General features: G+C 31.1%; 20 protein-coding genes. 8 read left to right on the top strand and 12 right to left on the bottom strand.

The window, feature by feature from the left end; all coding sequences use genetic code 11:
* The coding region (locus HMPREF9309_RS04525) for a hypothetical protein (RefSeq protein WP_196799663.1) at positions 1-3,617 on the bottom strand (3,617 nt) is incomplete at its 3' end.
* A gap of 235 nt (positions 3,618-3,852) precedes the next feature.
* Between HMPREF9309_RS04525 and HMPREF9309_RS04520 the strand changes: the two genes are divergently transcribed.
* The gene (locus HMPREF9309_RS04520; RefSeq protein ID WP_016646738.1) at positions 3,853-5,040 is read left to right on the top strand and encodes an MFS transporter; all 1,188 of its coding nucleotides are present in this window, start codon (positions 3,853-3,855) and stop codon (positions 5,038-5,040) included.
* A 4-nt stretch (positions 5,041-5,044) separates the two neighbouring features.
* Here HMPREF9309_RS04520 and HMPREF9309_RS04515 read toward each other — a convergent pair whose 3' ends face one another.
* The 9 genes from HMPREF9309_RS04515 to HMPREF9309_RS04475 form a co-directional block, all read right to left on the bottom strand.
* Positions 5,045-5,356 carry a type II toxin-antitoxin system RelE family toxin gene (locus tag HMPREF9309_RS04515; RefSeq protein WP_016646737.1) on the bottom strand — a complete coding sequence of 104 codons (312 nt, stop codon included), beginning with the start codon at positions 5,354-5,356 and terminating at the stop codon, positions 5,045-5,047.
* A complete protein-coding gene (locus HMPREF9309_RS04510) occupies positions 5,346-5,627 on the bottom strand; it encodes a hypothetical protein (protein ID WP_016646736.1) in 282 nt (93 codons plus the stop codon). Before HMPREF9309_RS04510 ends, HMPREF9309_RS04515 begins: the two co-directional genes overlap by 11 nt.
* An 85-nt stretch (positions 5,628-5,712) precedes the next feature.
* Entirely contained in the window at positions 5,713-5,988 is a 276-nt protein-coding gene (locus tag HMPREF9309_RS04505) for a type II toxin-antitoxin system RelE/ParE family toxin (protein ID WP_016646735.1), read from the bottom strand.
* A gap of 3 nt (positions 5,989-5,991) precedes the next feature.
* Positions 5,992-6,225, bottom strand: a complete 234-nt coding sequence (locus tag HMPREF9309_RS04500; protein ID WP_016646734.1) for a hypothetical protein — start codon at positions 6,223-6,225, stop codon at positions 5,992-5,994.
* Positions 6,226-6,275: 50 nt separating this feature from the next.
* Positions 6,276-7,487 (bottom strand): MFS transporter, encoded by a 1,212-nt coding sequence (locus HMPREF9309_RS04495; RefSeq protein WP_016646733.1) that lies wholly within the window; start codon positions 7,485-7,487, stop codon positions 6,276-6,278.
* A complete protein-coding gene (locus tag HMPREF9309_RS04490) occupies positions 7,474-7,887 on the bottom strand; it encodes a hypothetical protein (RefSeq protein ID WP_016646732.1) in 414 nt (137 codons plus the stop codon). The genes HMPREF9309_RS04495 and HMPREF9309_RS04490 overlap by 14 nt, the downstream gene beginning before the upstream one ends.
* Before the next feature lie 46 nt (positions 7,888-7,933).
* The gene (locus HMPREF9309_RS04485) at positions 7,934-8,278 is read right to left on the bottom strand and encodes an AtpZ/AtpI family protein (RefSeq protein ID WP_016646731.1); all 345 of its coding nucleotides are present in this window, start codon (positions 8,276-8,278) and stop codon (positions 7,934-7,936) included.
* An 11-nt stretch (positions 8,279-8,289) separates the two neighbouring features.
* Positions 8,290-9,570 (bottom strand): glutamate-1-semialdehyde 2,1-aminomutase, encoded by a 1,281-nt coding sequence (gene hemL, locus HMPREF9309_RS04480; RefSeq protein WP_016646730.1) that lies wholly within the window; start codon positions 9,568-9,570, stop codon positions 8,290-8,292.
* A gap of 39 nt (positions 9,571-9,609) precedes the next feature.
* Positions 9,610-9,960 carry a c-type cytochrome gene (locus tag HMPREF9309_RS04475; protein ID WP_016646729.1) on the bottom strand — a complete coding sequence of 117 codons (351 nt, stop codon included), beginning with the start codon at positions 9,958-9,960 and terminating at the stop codon, positions 9,610-9,612.
* Positions 9,961-10,080: 120 nt separating this feature from the next.
* Here HMPREF9309_RS04475 and folD point away from each other — a divergent pair, with 120 nt between their 5' ends.
* Genes folD through ychF form a run of 7 tightly spaced genes read left to right on the top strand, consistent with a single transcriptional unit; the run spans position 10,081 to position 15,970 of the window.
* The gene (gene folD / locus HMPREF9309_RS04470) at positions 10,081-10,935 is read left to right on the top strand and encodes a bifunctional methylenetetrahydrofolate dehydrogenase/methenyltetrahydrofolate cyclohydrolase FolD (RefSeq protein WP_016646728.1); all 855 of its coding nucleotides are present in this window, start codon (positions 10,081-10,083) and stop codon (positions 10,933-10,935) included.
* Positions 10,936-10,945: 10 nt separating this feature from the next.
* The gene (gene lepB / locus HMPREF9309_RS04465) at positions 10,946-11,782 is read left to right on the top strand and encodes a signal peptidase I (RefSeq protein WP_016646727.1); all 837 of its coding nucleotides are present in this window, start codon (positions 10,946-10,948) and stop codon (positions 11,780-11,782) included.
* Positions 11,783-11,794: 12 nt separating this feature from the next.
* A complete protein-coding gene (rpiB, locus tag HMPREF9309_RS04460; protein WP_016646726.1) occupies positions 11,795-12,229 on the top strand; it encodes a ribose 5-phosphate isomerase B in 435 nt (144 codons plus the stop codon).
* Between the two features lie 9 nt (positions 12,230-12,238).
* Positions 12,239-12,793, top strand: a complete 555-nt coding sequence (apt, locus tag HMPREF9309_RS04455) for an adenine phosphoribosyltransferase (protein ID WP_016646725.1) — start codon at positions 12,239-12,241, stop codon at positions 12,791-12,793.
* The gene (locus HMPREF9309_RS04450; RefSeq protein WP_016646724.1) at positions 12,794-13,381 is read left to right on the top strand and encodes a DedA family protein; all 588 of its coding nucleotides are present in this window, start codon (positions 12,794-12,796) and stop codon (positions 13,379-13,381) included.
* Between the two features lie 31 nt (positions 13,382-13,412).
* On the top strand, positions 13,413-14,870 hold the full coding sequence (locus tag HMPREF9309_RS04445; RefSeq protein WP_016646723.1) for a leucyl aminopeptidase: 1,458 nt from the start codon (positions 13,413-13,415) through the stop codon (positions 14,868-14,870).
* Complete coding sequence (gene ychF, locus HMPREF9309_RS04440; protein ID WP_016646722.1) at positions 14,867-15,970, top strand: redox-regulated ATPase YchF; 1,104 nt, start codon at positions 14,867-14,869, stop codon at positions 15,968-15,970. The genes HMPREF9309_RS04445 and ychF overlap by 4 nt, the downstream gene beginning before the upstream one ends.
* Positions 15,971-16,077: 107 nt before the next feature.
* Here the strand turns inward: ychF and HMPREF9309_RS04435 are convergent, their stop codons facing one another.
* Positions 16,078-16,269, bottom strand: coding sequence for a hypothetical protein (locus tag HMPREF9309_RS04435; protein WP_016646721.1), 192 nt, complete (start codon positions 16,267-16,269; stop codon positions 16,078-16,080).
* Positions 16,270-16,316: 47 nt separating this feature from the next.
* Positions 16,317-17,291, bottom strand: a complete 975-nt coding sequence (locus tag HMPREF9309_RS04430) for an agmatine deiminase family protein (protein WP_231370849.1) — start codon at positions 17,289-17,291, stop codon at positions 16,317-16,319.
* Between the last annotated feature and the right edge of the window lie 100 nt (positions 17,292-17,391).

Below are 17,391 nucleotides of genomic sequence, written 5' to 3'. Positions count from 1 at the left end.
TTTTTATCAGCTATATTTATAGAGTTACTTGCAATTGTAACATTACCATTTTTAATCTCTTTATCTGTAATAGAGATATTTTTACCAACTGATATGTTGTTATCTTTAATGATAGTATTGCCAACAGTTACACTTTCTAAATCAGTTAAATTTTTAGCTAAAGCAATAGTTAAGTTGCCATCTTTATTAAGAACAGCTATGTTTCCTTGGGCTAGTTTGCTATTGTTAGCTTCTGCTCCACCTGTGATAGATAGTGTACTGCCTAACTGTTTATTGATGCTTTTATTATCATCACCTTGGAAATATAAACCTTTGTCTGCAAATGATTTTAAAGATTTTAATTGAGCAACATTGACTGCGTCGGTGTCAGCATATCCTGCTGCGACATTTGTGATTTGGCGAGTAATGTTATTGTCTTTATCACCTACTGATACGGCTCCTCTTGTGCTTGTCCAAGTTGCAGTGCCTTTTTTATCGTTTTCACCAACTCCGAAATATTTACCCTCTATACCAGCTTTAGTATTGGCTACAGAGTCTGAACCCAAAGCTACAGAGTTGTTTATATTTGCTTGTGATCCAGCACCTAATGCAATAGAATTTTGTTCTTTTGCTACTGCATGAGAACCAATTGCAGTTGAGAAATTTCCACTTGCGTTTGATTCATATCCAATAGCACTACTATACTCACCATCTGAATGGCTAAAAGCTCCTGTGGATAAACTATAGTGACCAAAAGCTTCTGAGTTAGCACCTAGAGCTGTTGATTCATATCCTTTTGCCCAACTTTGTTGTCCAACAGCTGTTTGATGTCTGTTTTTTACAAAATAGACATCTTCGTCATAATACTCATAGCCATTGCCATTTGGCTTAGGGCGAACCCTTAATATAGTTTCTTTTTGAAACAAATCTTTTTCATTTTGTGGAAGGTTGTTATACTCTTGAACACTTAACATATAATATTTTTTGGTCAAATTTACTGAATCTCTGTCACCTGCTTGGCTAGCAGAACCTATAGCAACTGAGTTGTGTGAAAAGGCATTTGACCCTGTTCCAACAGCTATTGAGCCATAGCCATAACTTTGCGCTAGAGGTCCTACCGCTATAGAACCCATATTTGATGCGCCTGATTTAGCTCCTAAAGCCATTGATCCACGTTTTTCAGCCGATGCATGATTGCCTATAGCAACCGCATCTATACCTTTTGCTTTAGATATATTACCCAAAGCCACTGATGTATAACCTTCTGAGTGTGCATTATAACCAATGGCAGTTGATAAATTTCCTTCTGCGTTTGAAAATGCTCCTATGGCAACTGTTCTTAGACCTCGTGATCTTGCACCTAGTCCCATAGCTATAGAATTTGTAGAGTTAGCTTCTGCTTTTGGTCCGATAGCTATAGCATCTTTACCTGTAGCACCTTTATTATCAGCATTTCCTGTTTCTTTAGAATTTACAGAGAAATATTTTATATTATTTGCCTGACTTGAATTTTCTATGCTTTTAATCCATTCAGTTAAATTTGTATAGTCTCCACCTTTGCCATCTTTTGAGATATTGATATCATCAAATTTTGGAGTTTTAGCCATAAGTAAATTTATGTTTCCATAATCATCTATAGAAGTAGCTAAATTTTTACCACTTAAATATGTATCCATATTTGCATTGCTTAATACACCGCCATCTGATGGTTTAAAATTTCCACCTACTTTTATAATTCCACCAAGTTTGTGAGAAACATCATTTCCCTTTGTTATATCTGTAGCATTATAATCAGCTTGTGTATGAAAGCCTTGATTGGTCAAAGACTTGATTTGGGCGACATTGACTGCGTCGGTGTCTTTTGTTCCTGCTGCGACATTTGTGATTTGACGAGTAATTTTTTTAGTTTCATCACCTACTGATACAGCCCCTGCTGTACTTCTCCAAATATGGTCTGTTTTGTCACTTGGCCCGTTGGTTGCAAAGTCAAGGCCTATAACTTTACTACCTGTGCTCGCTACTGATTTTCCTCCAAGTGCAACAGAGTTATCTTTTTGTGCACTGGCTTGATAGCCCAAAGCTATAGAATTGTCATTTAAAGCTTTAGCCTCATGTCCTACTGATATGCCATAACTTCCTTGAGTATTTGATTTTGTCCCAAGTGATATTGCATGGTCCTTGGCTGCCATAGATCCATATCCTAAAGCCAAAGAGCTTGAACCTAAGGATTCAGAATTATATCCTATAGCGATATTATTTTGGTTTGAATTTTTAAGCTTATATTTTCCATTATCTTTTTTGTAGTATTGTTTATAAGTATCAGCTAATGAGTTATATCTACTCTCATCAAGCTCTTCTTCAAGACCTGCTTTAGCCTCATATCCTACTGAGACTGATCTTTCTGAGCGTGCCAAAGCTCCATATCCTACGGCAGTGCTATAGTTAGCCATGGCTTTTGCTTTGCTTCCTAGGGCTGTGGAATCATTCCAAAGAGCCTTAGAACCATAACCTAAAGAAACTGCATTAGAACTCATAGATTCTGCACCAATTCCTATAGCAACAGATCTAATAGAAGTTGCTAATGAGTAGGTACCTATAGCTATATTGCCTCGATTACTTTCAATATCAAAAGGTTTTAGTTTATACCCGTTTCCATCTTTTACATAATAATTCTTTTGTAATCTGCCATCTAACTCATCATACTCTGACTGGGTTAGCTTTTCACTTAAGCCAGCTCTTGCAAACTCTCCTATTGATATAGAGCTATATGCAGAGGTATATGTATTTTTATCTCTGCCGTATGTAACTGCGTTACTTCCAATAGCTACTGAATTATTAGCGTAACTTCTAGCCTGATGACCTATAGCGCTTGAATACCTTCCTTTAGAATATGCAGCTTCGCCTATGGCACTGGATTGATTTAAAGATTGTGCCCCAAATCCTATAGCATTGGACTGCCCACTAGCATTAGCCTCTCTTCCTATAGCATTAGAATAGTATCCAGAAGCTTCTGCTCCCCAACCTATAGCAGTGGAACCTTGCTCATCTCCTATGATTTTAGCGTTATTTCCTAATGCAATACTACTTCGCCCCTTTGCTGTTGCCCTATATCCAATACCAACACTATGTTCACCAAGCGCTTTTGCAAAACTTCCAAAAGCAGAAGATTCTAGTCCTGTAGCTTTTGAGTTTTGTCCAACTGCTACTGAGTGGTCTTTTTCTGAAGAATCTGCACCAAATCCTATAGCAATAGAATGCTGTTGTTCTGCCTTTGAGTTGCTACCTAAAGCTATAGCCATGTGTCCAGTCGCTTGTGCATCATTTCCAATAGCAATATTTCCCTCTCCAGGACCAGATACGCTTGGATCTCGCTTAGCCCGAGCACGTACTCCTATAGCAATGCCACCTCCACCTGGTTTTCTATCATCAGCATATGCACCATCTCCAAATGCTATACCTATATCATCAAACCTTGATAATACCAAGATTTCAGACTTATCCACTGAATAATGACCTTTTTTAGTTCTATAATCTGAAGAGTACGGATCTTTTTCAACTTCTATTAGCGTACCGTCAGCACCTACTTTATACAAAGCTCCTGCACACAAAACATTTGCAGCGCAAATACTTATCATCATAATTAAAATTTTTTTTCTCATTAAACAACTCCTTGTTTTTTCTTTATTAAGGATGCTATAATAGCATAAATTTCACTATATTATTCTTAATTTCAAAAAAAAAAAAAATTATAAGCCTTAAATCGCTAAATAGCTAGAGTTTAGAATAAATTTTTTGATTTTTAAGATTTTTATAAATTTAACATTACAAATTTTAGCTATAATGCTTGGAATTTTTTAATTTTTGAGTAAATTTATGAATAGATATATAAATCTTTTTAAAGCTAATAAAACTGTTAGAATTCTTTCAACAATACAGCTAATTTGCTATTTTGGTGCGTGGTTTAGCCATATCGGGGTTTTTACACTTTTAAACAAACTTGGAGCAAGCGATCAAATGGTCGCATTAACAGCAGCTATGGCATTTATCCCAAGTGTAATAATAGCGCCATTTGCTGGAGTTATAATAGACAAATTTAGAGCATTTCCACTTTTTATGACATTTATGATAATAGAGGCTATAACTGTTGCTTTGCTTTTGCTAGTGGATAGCTTGAGTTGGTTTTGGTTTTTACAAGCTTTAGTTTTTATAAGAATGGGGCTAGCTGGTGTTTATTTCCAAGTTGAGATGAGTTTACTACCAAAAATTTTAAAAAATGATGAGTTAAAACTTGCAAATGAAATTCACTCCATAATTTGGGCTGTTTCATACACCTTTGGTATGGCATTTGCAGGGATTTTTATAAATCATTTTGGAGTTTATAACTCGTTTAAATTTGACTTTCTCATCTACTTAGTTGGCATTTTTTTACTTACAAGATTAAATTTAAAAGAAGAGAAAAAAACTCTAACAACAAAAGCATTTTTTATGATAAAAGAGGGATTTATCTATCTTAAATCCAATCCACTTTTAATAAATCTAATTTTAATTCACGGTTTTGTGGCAGTTACTTCATACGATACTTTAATAAATATTTTAGCAAAATATCAATATAAAGAGATTTTAAGCTTTGCTCTTATTTTGGGCTTTATAAATACAGTTAGAGCCTTAGGACTTATAATAGGACCTATAGTTTTAAGTAAATTTGCAAATAATAGAACTATTTTTTTAATTTTTATCGCTCAAGGTTTGGGGCTGTTTTCATGGGCGATTTTGCAGTTTAACTTTTATCTAAGTTTTATCGGACTTTTTTTAACTGGACTTAGTACCTCAACTCTTTGGTCTTATACTTATACTCTTATACAAACACATTGTGATAAAAGGTATTATGGTAGAGTTATAGCTTATGTTGATATGGTGTTTTTAGGAATTGCCGCAACTACTTCGATACTTACTGGATATTTATACAAACTTGGACTAAATGCGTTTTGTATAACTATACTTTTTGGGCTTAACTTTATCATGGCAGCGTTTTATTATAAAAGAGTTTATAAGAGAATTTAAGAGTTTATTGGTTTAAGTCATAACACTTATTTTTTATAGAATCTTTTCTTTTTGATACTTTTATTAATTCAAGCACTAGGGCTTCTTTAATTTTTTTACCAATTATTCGGTAGTCTTGCCCTACTTTCCAGCGATATATGTTTTCAAAATTTTCTAATTTTTTGCAATTTTTTAATGAAAAAGGGTCGTTTGAATTTCTTAAATTTTCAATAGCAAATAAAATTCTAATTGCATTTTGTCTATCGCCTTTTTGGATAGATTTTATCATCTTATCGACTTTGTTTGGGATTATAATTTCATACATTTTAGCTACCAAACATCTCTTTATCCACCTCAGCTTTAATTTTTTCTATTTCATCTTGTGGCATTTTTAGAATTTGAGCTCTTATGGATTTTAAACTTGGAGCATTATCAACACTGTAAAATTCTGGCTCTTGCAACCTAGTTTTTAACTCTTTTATTAAAAAAGAGATTAAATTTGACTGCTCCCTTGCCTCTTTTAAAAATTTATCCCTTTTTTCTTCTGCATTATTTAAAGCATTGACTAATTTATTATAGTCATAATTTTTATAAATTTCATATTGCATTACTTATCCTTTTTGACAATTTTAATTTATATTTTTACTTTGTATTTTACCAAATTTTTATAAAAGTTTATATTTTTTAAAATTGTCAGTTTTTCCAAAGATTGTGTTTGTAAATTCCTAAAATATAAATATCATCATTTTTTACCCTAAAAACAACAACAAAGCCTTTAAATATCAAGTCTTTTACATTTTCATCATCTGTGGTTAATGACTTTCTATAAATTTGTGGATAGTTTGGGATTTGATCAATTTTAGATAATAAATCATCTCTAAATTTTAAAGCTCTTGTTTTACTATCTTTTTTAATAAAACCTAAAATATTGCCTAACTCTTTTTTAAAGCGATTAGTTAAAATTATCATTATTTAGCTATTTATGATTTTATCTGTGTAGGTTCTTATTTCTTCCATTGTGTGAAGTTCCATAGTGCCATTTTCAATTTGTTCTATGGTGTCCTTAACTTCGGCTTTTATCTCATCAAATGTTAAATTTGACAAATCATCATCTTTTTCAATAATAAATTTTGCATTTTTATCTTTAATAAATTCTAAAATTTCATCAATGACACTTTTTTCAGCTTGTAAAGTTATAGTTTGCATTGTAAAACTCCTTATTAAATTTATAAAAGTTTAGCTAAAAAGTGTTAAATTTATCTTAAAATTTTACTTGGTATTTTTGCTACAAATTCCCCTCTTTTTTCCTTAGGTACAACTTCTTGAAATGCAGCAAATACAAATAAAAACGCTAGTATTAAAACATAGACTAAAACAAAACCCAAAGATCCAAAAATTTCTATAAAAACTCCTGTGATTAACGGTCCTAGAAGTGAGCCAATAGAATAGCTTAGTAAAAGCTCAGCTCCAACCTTTGCACTTTCGTTTTTATTGTTTAACATATCATTTGCTCTTGCAAGTGATAATGCATAAAGTGAAAATGTTCCAAAAGTTAGAAAAAATACGCAAATTTTTAAAATAGTTAAATTTTCTAAATTAAACCACATAAAAATAGAAGCAACTAAAGCGATAAAAACACCAAGCATAATAGAGTATTTTCTACCAAATTTATCACTAAAATTTCCAAAAAAGAGCTCTGATAACAATCCCCCTATCATTGCTATAAAAATAAAAGTAGAAATATCTAAAACGCTTCCCCCTATTTTTAAAACAAACACACTTGACATTGCAAAAAAAGTACTTAAGCAAATTCCAGCTGTAAAGCTTCCACTAAGTGCTAGTGGGACAAGATTAAAAACATTTGGGATTGATAGTTTTCTTTTTTCAGGAAGTGGTGGTTCTTTGATTTTTACAGTATTCATTGGAATTGCACCAAGTAAGATGAAAAATATAGAAATTGCAAAAATTTTAGCATTGCTTAAATTTAGAGCAAGTATTATAACCCCAACACCAAATCCACCATAATAAAGCATTTCATAAAATGCTAAAACTCGTGATCTTATCTCATTTTTAGACTTTGTGTTTATCCAGCTTTCTACAACCATAACGATACTATAATAAGAAAATCCAAGCAAAAATCGTAAAAATGCCCAATAAATTATGCTATTTCCAAGTCCATGAAGCGTAGCTGAAATGGCAAATAAAGCTGTAAATATAGCATAACTTCTAACATATCCATAGCTACTTATAAAACTATAAGCAAATATCGCACTCATAATGCCACCAAGAAAAAAGCACGATGTGATAATGCCGATAAAAACATCGCTTACGCCCATTTCTTTTAGCATAACACCAGCTGATGTTAAAACTAAGCCATTTCCTATAAATATAAGCCAAACTCCTATAAAAAGAGCAGATAAGACCTTAATAGTTCTTTTTGGACTTGGCATTTTCTTACTTATTTGCATATAAAATTCCATAAATTATAGCGCCAATTGGATATGGAAAAACACCTGCCATAAATCCATAAACATTTAAAAGTTCGGTTTTTACTAAAATATAAAAACTAAGACCTAAAGCAAAATAACCAATAATTTTAAAAGGCGATAAAAAAGTCAAGGCAGAAGATTTTTTACTTATTTTTATATCCTCATCATTTTCTTCTAAATAGTCAAATTTACCACTTCTTAGCTCTTTATCTATCATATTTTTATAGCTTTTAAATGAAAAATTTGCTATAAACATAGTTATTATAAATGAAATTTGAGAACTAATAAGCCATTTTAAGCCAAAAACAAAGCTTAAAATAGCTAAAATAAAGTCTAAAATAAGATAAATTTTTAATAACTTAATAAATTCTTTTGTCAAAACACACCTTTAAATTTGCTTTTAAAAACTACTATTTAAGCAAAATTTATGCTTCATTCCACTTTTTATCTTCTTTGTCAATCGCATCAAACTCATCATAGTCTTTATGAGGATTTTCCTTATCAAGAGCCTCTTTATACTGCTTATATTTTGGATCATTTACAAGATCATTAATATCTTTTTGCTGGGCTTTTACAGCTTTATAAATATTTAAAAAAGCTGCCAATATCCCAACAACTAAAAATATCCAAAACAAAGCTTTTATGCCAGTTAGATGATAAAGTCCTTTTCCTATAAAAAACCCTATAAGTACAGCTACGACTATAGAAATAGCCAGACTTAAACCATTTGCATCTTTTACTGCATCATTTAAATTTTCAGTTATTTTCATAAAATCACCATTTATTTTTTCAAATTTGACATTACTTTTTTAGCTGCATTTAAAGCAAAGTCAATATCTTCTTCGCTCATTGCATCACATATAAATCCGGTTTCAAACTGAGATGGCGCTAAAAATACACCTTCATTTATCATACCGGTATGGAATTTAGAAAATAGTTTTAAATCAGATGTTAAAGCATCAGCATAATTTTCAACCTCTTTATCTGTAAAAAAGTAACCAAACATACTTCCTCTAACACATGTTTGGATGCTAATGCCGTTTTCTTTGGCTATTTTTTTAAGTCCATCTGTAAATTTAATAGCTAATTTTTCAAGTTTTTCATATAAATTTGAAGTATTTGAAATTTTAGTTAAGCTTGCAATTCCAGCTGCCATAGCAACAGGATTTCCACTTAAAGTTCCTGCTTGATAAACATCACCCAAAGGACTTATTAAACTCATAATTTCTTTTTTTGCGGCAAATGCAGCTGCGTTAATACCACCGCCAATTACTTTACCAAAAGTAACAATATCAGCCTTTATTCCATAAATTCCAAAACTACCAGTTTTACTTGCACGGTATCCACTCATTACCTCATCTAAGATTAAAACTATATTTCTTTCATCACAAATTTTACGAAGAGCTTTTAAAAAATCAGGCTTACTTGGAACAAGTCCCATATTTCCAGCAATTGGTTCAATTATAATTGTTCCAATATTATCGTTTTTATTTAATATCTCTTTTACGCTTTCTATGTTATTATAAATTGCTACGAAGGTATTTTCTGCCACACTTTTAGGAACTCCTGCACTGCTTGTTGCCCCAAAAGTAGCTGCACCACTTCCAGCTTTTACTAATAAACTATCGCTATGTCCGTGATAGTTTCCTTCAAATTTGATAATTCCATCTTTTTTGCTATATCCTCTTGCAAGACGAATAGCGCTCATAGTTGCTTCTGTTCCACTGCTTACAAATCTTATCATATCAAGATAAGGAAAATCTTTAAGAATTAAATTTGCAAGTTTTGTCTCTAAAGGACTTGATGCCCCAAAGCTAAGTCCATTTTTAGCAGTTTGTATAACTGCTTTTTCTATTGTCTCATCACAATGTCCAAAAATCAAAGGCCCCCAACTTTGCACAAAATCAAGATATTTTTTTCCCTCAATATCTTCAATATAAGCACCTTTTGCACTTTTTACAAAAAATGGATGGCTTCCAACATTGCCAAACGCTCTAACAGGTGAATCAACACCTCCTGGAATTACTTTTTTTGCCTCTTTAAAAGCTTGTAAATTTGTCATCATCTCTCCTTATTTTTGGTTTATTATATCTTTATTTTATTATTTTTTAGATTGTTTTAAATACTTATAAATCACAATTATCTCATCTTTTGTTAAAAAATAAGATGGCATTACACTTCTTTTTTTACTTGTTATCCCATCGGCTAGCTCTTGTGGGTTTAAATTATTAATCCTTGGCGCAATTAGCTTTTTATCGATCTTTTCTTCACTTGTTTTATTAAATTCTTTATAACTTGCTATAACCATGCCTTCGCCTTTTAATCCATGACATTTGTGACATCCAATTCCGCGTGGATTTTTATAAAGCATCTTTCCATACTCCATATCAGTTATAAAGCTTTCTGCATGTATAAAATTTATAATAAAAAGTAAAATAATAAGTTTTTTCAATATCCGCCTTTGGCAAATTTAAAATTTCTAATATGATACAATTTATAGCTTTAAATTTAGCTTTTTTATAACTAAATTTGGGTATTATGTTATTTTAAATTTAAATATAAAAGGTTTAAAATGACTTTAATAGATGGAAAAAATATAAGTAAAAAAGTTAAAGAAGAGGTTAAAAACGAAACTTCAAATTTAAAAGAAAAAGGCATTATCCCAACTCTTGCTGTTGTTTTAGTGGGTGAGGATAAAGCTAGTCAAACTTATGTAAGATCAAAAGAAAAAGCATGTGAGCTTTGTGGTATAAAATCTCTTGCTTTTAAGCTTAGCCAAAACACAACTCAAGATGAGCTTTTAAAGCTTATAAAAAAACTAAACTCAGATAAAGAAGTTGATGGTATCTTAGTTCAACTTCCACTCCCAAAACACATAAATACAAATGATATATTAAAAGAGATTGATCCAGATAAGGATGTCGATGGATTTCACGCGATAAATGTTGGCAAATTAGTAAGTGGGTTGGATAGTTTTGTGCCTTGTACTCCACTTGGAGTTATGAGACTTTTTAAAGAGTATGATATTGATCTAAATGGTAAAAATGCAGTAGTTATTGGAAGAAGCAATATAGTTGGAAAACCTATGGCAAATTTGCTTTTAAACGCTAATGCTACTGTTACTATAACTCATAGCAAAACTAAAAATTTAGAGCATTTTACTAAAAATGCCGATATTATCGTTGCAGCTATTGGAAAGCCAAAATTTTTAAAAGCTGATATGGTAAAAGATGGTGCTATAATAATTGATGTAGGCATAAATAGACTTGATGATGGCTCTTTGGTAGGAGATGTTGATTTTGAAGAAGTAAAAGAAAAATGCTCGTTTATAACACCAGTGCCAGGCGGGGTAGGACCTATGACAATAGCCATGCTTTTAAATAACACTTTAATTTCAGCTAAAAAAAGAAAAAGTAAGAAAAACTAGAAAGATTAAAATGAAAAAAACTTTAAGTAGAATTTATAATTTTTCAGGAAGCTGGACTGGAACTATTGTAATAGTTTTATTTGTTATATTTTTCTTTGCTCAAGCTTTCGTAATCCCTAGTGGCTCTATGAAAAACTCTCTTTTAATTGGTGATTTTTTATTTGTTAAGAAATTTAGTTATGGCATACCAACTCCTCACATTCCATGGATTGAAGTGCCTGTTTTACCAGATCTAAACAAAGATGGGCACTTTATAAAAGGTAAAAAACCACAAAGAGGCGATATTATTGTATTTCGCTATCCGTTAAATAAAAAAATACATTTTGTAAAAAGAAACTTTGCAGTTGGCGGGGATGAAGTTATTTTTACTATAAAAAATTTATATCTAAGACCACATGAGGGCGATAATTTTATAGATAAAAATTATGATAAAAATGATATTGTTATTTTAAATGGTAAAAAATTTATAAAAGAGCCTTATAAAAATAAAGGCATTCACTACGATGAAAAAGTAAATTTGCTAAGCCTTACTTTAAAACACCTTGCAAATGGTAGTTTTGCTATGCAGCCAGCCATAGTTGATGAACTTGGAAAACTTGATGATGGACTTAATTTTAATGCATATTATATAAAGGTACCTGAAAATGAGTTTTTTATGATAGGAGATAACAGAGATCATTCAGATGATAGTCGTTTTTGGGGAACGGTGCCATATAAATTTATAGTTGGAAAGCCTTGGTTTGTATATTTTAGTTGGGATAAAGATAAAAAAATTCGCTGGGAAAGGATAGGAAGATCAGTAAATACTCTTGAAAACAAAGAAGAGTTTATCTACGATCAACCATAAAAGGAAAATTTTATGAATATAAGTGAAATTTTTATAGCAGGAGATCACTCAAGCTTGGAGCTAAAAAGTAGCTGCAAGGAGTTTTTAGAAAGCCTTGGATACAAAGTTACAGATCTTGGGACAAATTCAGATGAAAGCGTGGACTATCCAGACTTTGCATATATTTTAACTCAAAAAATAAAAAGTGTTAAAAATAGCTATGGAGTGCTTATTTGCGGAACTGGAATAGGCATAAGTATAGCTGCAAATAGAGATAAATTTATTCGCTGTGCATTGTGTCATGATGAATTTACTGCTAAAATGGCAAGAGAACACAATGATGCAAACGTGCTTGCTTTTGGAGCAAGAGTTCTAGACTCTAAAATGGCTAAAAAATTATGTGAAATATTTTTTAGCACAGAATTTGCAGGTGGTAGGCATGAGCGAAGAGTTAAGAAACTTTCTTAAAGGACTAAAATGCAAAATGTTTTAACTAATGATGAAAAAAAATATCTTTTAAACTCAATTAGAGCTATAAAAGACTTCCCAAAACCAGGTGTTATTTTTAGAGATATTACAACTCTTTTAAATAATAAAGAAGCGTTTAATTTTTTAATGGATCATTTAGAAAATAGATATAAAAGTTATAATTTAGATTTTGTATCTGGTATTGAAAGTCGTGGATTTATCTTTGGAGCAGCACTTTCAGCAAGATTAAGAGTTCCTTTTGTTCCAATTAGAAAACCTCATAAACTTCCATATATTACGCTTTCACAAAAATACAGTCTTGAATACGGCGTTGATGAAGTAGAAATTCACATTGATGCTTTTTTAAATAAAAATGATGCAAAAGTTCTTTTAATAGATGATTTAATAGCAACTGGAGGAACTGCAAAAGCTTCGGTTGAGCTTATTAATCAAACAAAAGCAAAGTGTGTTGAAGCCTGTTTTTTAATAAATTTAAAAAGCGAGTTTAAAGGAAGTGAAATTTTAAAAAATATTACGAAAGTTTATTCTATTTTAGAGATTTAAATGGAAGAATTTTTAAAAGGTTTAATGCTTGAATATCAAGAATACGCATATATTGTTTTATTTGTGTGGTGCTTGATAGAAGGTGAGATTGGTCTTATTTTAGCAGGAGTTATGGCTCATTCAGGATATGTAAGCCTTCCTATTTCCATAGTAGTTGCGGGAGTTGGAGCATTTTGTGGGGATCAATTTTACTTTTTTCTAGGCAGATATAATAAAAAATTTATAACCAACAAACTAAGCTCTCAAAAGCGTAAATTTGCAATTGCGCATTTACTTTTACAAAAGTATGATTGGTGGATTATATTTTTTCAGCGTTATATTTATGGATTTCGTGCAATTATACCAATGAGTATTGGCATAACCAGATATGACCAAAAAAAATTTGCATTTATAAATTTAATAAGTAGTTTTTCATGGGCTTTTTTAACTATAATTTTAGCATGGTACTTTGGTGATGAAATTTGGCATTTTGTAAATTTCATAGAAAAACATTGGTATGTAGCACTGCCTATAATAGTGTTATTTTTTGGATTGATATTTTATGGTTTTAAGCAAATGGAAAAAAGATTTTTAAAAAAGAAAAAATAGATAAAAATTAAAAAACAATGAAAGGATGAAAATGAAAATAGAGTTTTTAAACAAACCTTTAGCTGAAATTTCAGCTGATTTTGAGGCAATTTTAGTTGTTAATAAAGATTTAAATCACAAATTTGTAAAAGACAAAGATGAATTTGAATTTTTTAACTATAAAGGGGATAAAGTTTTAGTTTTACCTGAGAAAAAAAGAATTTATGTTGGTATTAAAGAGCTTGATTATGACAAAATTCGCGTTTGCATGAGTCAAATTTATAACTCTTTAAAAACTTATAATATAAAAAGTGTAAAACTTAACTCATATCTTTGCAAATGCACTAAAAAAACTTTTCAAGCTATTGCTGAGGGCTTTATTTTAGGAAGTTATGAGTTTACAAAATACAAAAGTGAAAAAACAGAGTATAAATTAAATCAAATTTATATCTCATCAGAGGAATTTGCAGATAAAGAAGTAGATGAAAAAAAGGCAAATTTAGGACTTAAAAATGGTGATATCATAGCAAGAGCTACAAATTACGCAAAAAATGGTGTAAATGAAATACCTGAAATTTACACACCTGTAAAAATGGCCGATGAAGCACAAATTCTTTCAGCAAGATATGATAGAGTTGATTGCAAGGTTTATGATAAGTCATTTTTAAAAGAGCAAAATATGAACGCATTTTTAGCGGTTAATAGATCAAGTGCGAACGAACCTAGGCTAATTCATCTAACATATACTCCAAAAGTTAAATCTCTAAAAAGAGTTATTTTTGTAGGAAAAGGTTTAACTTATGATAGTGGTGGACTTAGCTTAAAACCAAGTGATTATATGCTTACAATGAAAAGCGATAAAAGTGGAGCGTTAGCTGCTATGGGTATTATAAAAGGAGCTGCTGAACTTGAACTTCCTTTTGAAATTCACGCAATAATTGGTGCAACCGAGAATATGATAGGAGGAAACTCATATAAACCTGATGATGTACTTATCTCAAGAAGTAAAAAAACTATTGAAGTAAGAAATACTGATGCTGAGGGAAGACTAGTTTTGGCTGATTGTCTTAGCTACGCACAAGATTTTAAACCAGATATTTTAATTGATATGGCAACTTTAACAGGGGCTTGCGTTGTAGGACTTGGGGAGTTTACAACAGGACTTTTAGGAAATAATGAAGAGTTTAAAAAAGAGTATAAGGAAATTACAAAAGATAGTGGTGAGCTAATGACGATTTTGGAATTTAATGATTATTTAAGAGAGCTTATTAAAAGCAATATCGCTGATGTTAGCAACACCTCAAGCAGTAGATATGGCGGAACTACAACAGCAGGACTTTTCCTTAATACATTTATAAAAGAAGAATATAAAGATAAATGGATTCATCTTGATATTGCAGGACCAGCTTATTTAGAAAAATCTTGGGGATATAACTCTTTTGGTGCAACAGGAGCAGGTGTAAGAGCAAATTTATACTATTTATTAGAACTTGCAAAGGAAGCTAAATGAGTTTATCAGTTGGTATCGTAGGACTTCCAAATGTTGGCAAATCAACAACTTTTAACGCCTTAACAAAAGCACAAAATGCAGCAGCTCAAAACTACCCATTTTGCACAATAGAGCCAAATAAAGCAATCGTTCCAGTGCCAGATGCAAGACTTGATGCACTTGCTAAGATAGTAAAACCTAATAAAATTCAACACTCAACAATAGAGTTTGTAGATATCGCAGGACTTGTAAAAGGCGCTAGCAAAGGCGAAGGGCTTGGAAATAAATTTCTAGCTAATATTAGAGAAACTGAGCTTATTTTACATATTGTAAGATGCTTTGATGATGAAAACATTACACATGTTGAAGGTAGTATTGATCCGGTTCGTGATATACAAATTATAGAAATGGAGCTTATCTTAGCAGATATCGAACAATTAAATAAAAAAATCGAAAGATTAAGCAAAGAGGTAAAAGCTGGGAAAAAAGGAGCAAAAGAGCTTTTTGATATGGCAAATTTGCTACTTGAACATCTAAATGAGGGAAAAACTGCAAGAAGCTTTAATGATTTTGAAAGCGAGACATTTATGGAGCTTAATAAAGAGCTTAGGCTTTTATCGGCAAAAGATGTAATATATGCAGCAAATGTAGATGAAGAGGCAATCCAAAATGATAATGAGTATGTTAAAACATTAAAAGAATATGCACAAAAAAATAACTCAGAAGTTATGAAACTATGCTCAAAAATAGAAGAAGAGTTAATTGGACTTGATGATTTAGAAGCAAAAGAGATGTTAGAAAGTCTTGGAGCAGAAGAAAGTGGGCTTGATGCGATAATAAGACGCTCTTTTGCAAAACTTAACTTAATAAGTTATTTCACAGCAGGAGTTGTGGAAGTTAGAGCCTGGACGATCACAAATGGCTGGAAAGCTCCAAAAGCTGCAAGTGTGATACATAATGACTTTGAAAAAGGCTTTATAAGGGCTGAAGTTATAAGCTATGATGATTTTATAGAGTGTGGTGGCGAAAATGGAGCTAAAGAAGCCGGTAAAATGCGACTTGAAGGCAAAGATTATATCGTTCAAGATGGCGATGTGATGCACTTTAGGTTTAATGTTTAAGATTTTTAGTTGAAATTTAGAGCTAAATTTTACAACTTAAAATATAGATTTAAAGCCGAATTTATCAAACTTTAAATTCGGCTTTATTATTAAAAAAACAATAAATTTTAAAAATCATACTCAACTGGGCAAATTTCACTTGCTCCAATTGTTATTGACCTTTTTCCCTCTGGTGTGTTATAAAAACAAGTTTTATTTAATCCATCTGTTCTCTCGCCTGATAAAACACCATATAGTGCAAATATCGGCGAAACTAATAAAAATAATAAAACGCTAACTTTTAAAAAACTCTTTTTCATTTTTTTTAATCCTTTTAAAAAATTAAAATAAATTTAAAAACTAAATTTTATCTATTTCCTAAAAATCTATTTTGACTAGCGCAGTGAAGTGAGCCATTTTGTCTTATAAAAACTCTTGCATCAACGCCTATAATCTCTAAATTTGGCAAAGCTTTTTTAAGTGAGTTTAAAACTATCTCATCATTTTTATCTGCATAAGTTGGCACTATCAAAGCATCATTTACAAAGATAAAATTTGCATAAGTTGCAGGAAGTCTAACATCATCATAAAAAATTGGTTTTGGAAGCGGCAATGGTAAAAGTTTAAAGCCTGTTTTTTTTAGCTTATCTTCCATAAGTTTTAATGACTCATACTGCTCATCATTTTTATCCTCGCAAATAGAATATGCTACCATATCACGAGTAATAAATCTAGCTAAAGTATCAACATGACTATCTGTATCATCACCTTTTATAAAGCCATTTTCAAGCCAAATAATTCTATGAATACCAAAAAGAGATCTAAATTTATCTTCAAGCTCACTTTTAGAAAGGTTATTTCTATTATCATTTAAAAGACAGGTTGTGGTTGTTAGCATCGTTCCATAGCCATTAAAATCAATACTTCCGCCCTCTAAAATAAGATCTATGTTTTTAAGCTCACCTTTAAAGTATTTATAAAGCTCTAAATTAACACTATTGTCTTTATTGCTTTGAAATTTTCCACCCCAAGCATTAAACTCAAAATTATAACTTATTATCCTTCCAGCACTTTCAACATCTATTGCGCCATAATCCCTTATCCAAGTATCATTTGTGTCTATCTTATAAAAACTTAAATTTGGAATATCTTTAAAAAAATATTCAAAATCTTCTTTGCTTGGAGATATAAGACATACTTTTTGAAATTTACTTAAAACCTTTACAAGCTCAACATAGCTTTTCATTATATCAAGCAAATATTCATTCCAGTCGGTATTATAATGTGGGAGTGATAAAAATATAGCCTCTTGGGCTTCCCATTCAGCGATAGCTCTCATAATGGCTCTCCATTTGTAAAATTAAAACTAAATTGCTATTTAATTAATATTAACTTATCACTTATAATTTTAAAATATGCTTAAATGCAAATTTATTTACTGC

Origin of the sequence: Campylobacter ureolyticus ACS-301-V-Sch3b, assembly GCF_000413435.1 — a bacterium.
Lineage (GTDB): Bacteria > Campylobacterota > Campylobacteria > Campylobacterales > Campylobacteraceae > Campylobacter_B > Campylobacter_B ureolyticus_A.
Note: the sequence above shows the minus strand (reverse complement) of the source record. Positions and strands in the feature narration are given on the sequence as shown.

Coding starts and splice junctions, on each gene's coding strand:
- HMPREF9309_RS04520 (WP_016646738.1), top strand. CDS start 3,853: ATGAATAGATATATAAATCTTTTTAAAGCTAATAAAACTGTTAGAATT.
- HMPREF9309_RS04510 (WP_016646736.1), bottom strand. CDS start 5,627: ATGCAATATGAAATTTATAAAAATTATGACTATAATAAATTAGTCAAT.
- HMPREF9309_RS04505 (WP_016646735.1), bottom strand. CDS start 5,988: ATGATAATTTTAACTAATCGCTTTAAAAAAGAGTTAGGCAATATTTTA.
- HMPREF9309_RS04500 (WP_016646734.1), bottom strand. CDS start 6,225: ATGCAAACTATAACTTTACAAGCTGAAAAAAGTGTCATTGATGAAATT.
- HMPREF9309_RS04495 (WP_016646733.1), bottom strand. CDS start 7,487: ATGCAAATAAGTAAGAAAATGCCAAGTCCAAAAAGAACTATTAAGGTC.
- HMPREF9309_RS04485 (WP_016646731.1), bottom strand. CDS start 8,278: ATGAAAATAACTGAAAATTTAAATGATGCAGTAAAAGATGCAAATGGT.
- hemL (WP_016646730.1), bottom strand. CDS start 9,570: ATGACAAATTTACAAGCTTTTAAAGAGGCAAAAAAAGTAATTCCAGGA.
- folD (WP_016646728.1), top strand. CDS start 10,081: ATGACTTTAATAGATGGAAAAAATATAAGTAAAAAAGTTAAAGAAGAG.
- lepB (WP_016646727.1), top strand. CDS start 10,946: ATGAAAAAAACTTTAAGTAGAATTTATAATTTTTCAGGAAGCTGGACT.
- rpiB (WP_016646726.1), top strand. CDS start 11,795: ATGAATATAAGTGAAATTTTTATAGCAGGAGATCACTCAAGCTTGGAG.
- apt (WP_016646725.1), top strand. CDS start 12,239: ATGCAAAATGTTTTAACTAATGATGAAAAAAAATATCTTTTAAACTCA.
- HMPREF9309_RS04450 (WP_016646724.1), top strand. CDS start 12,794: ATGGAAGAATTTTTAAAAGGTTTAATGCTTGAATATCAAGAATACGCA.
- HMPREF9309_RS04445 (WP_016646723.1), top strand. CDS start 13,413: ATGAAAATAGAGTTTTTAAACAAACCTTTAGCTGAAATTTCAGCTGAT.
- ychF (WP_016646722.1), top strand. CDS start 14,867: ATGAGTTTATCAGTTGGTATCGTAGGACTTCCAAATGTTGGCAAATCA.
- HMPREF9309_RS04435 (WP_016646721.1), bottom strand. CDS start 16,269: ATGAAAAAGAGTTTTTTAAAAGTTAGCGTTTTATTATTTTTATTAGTT.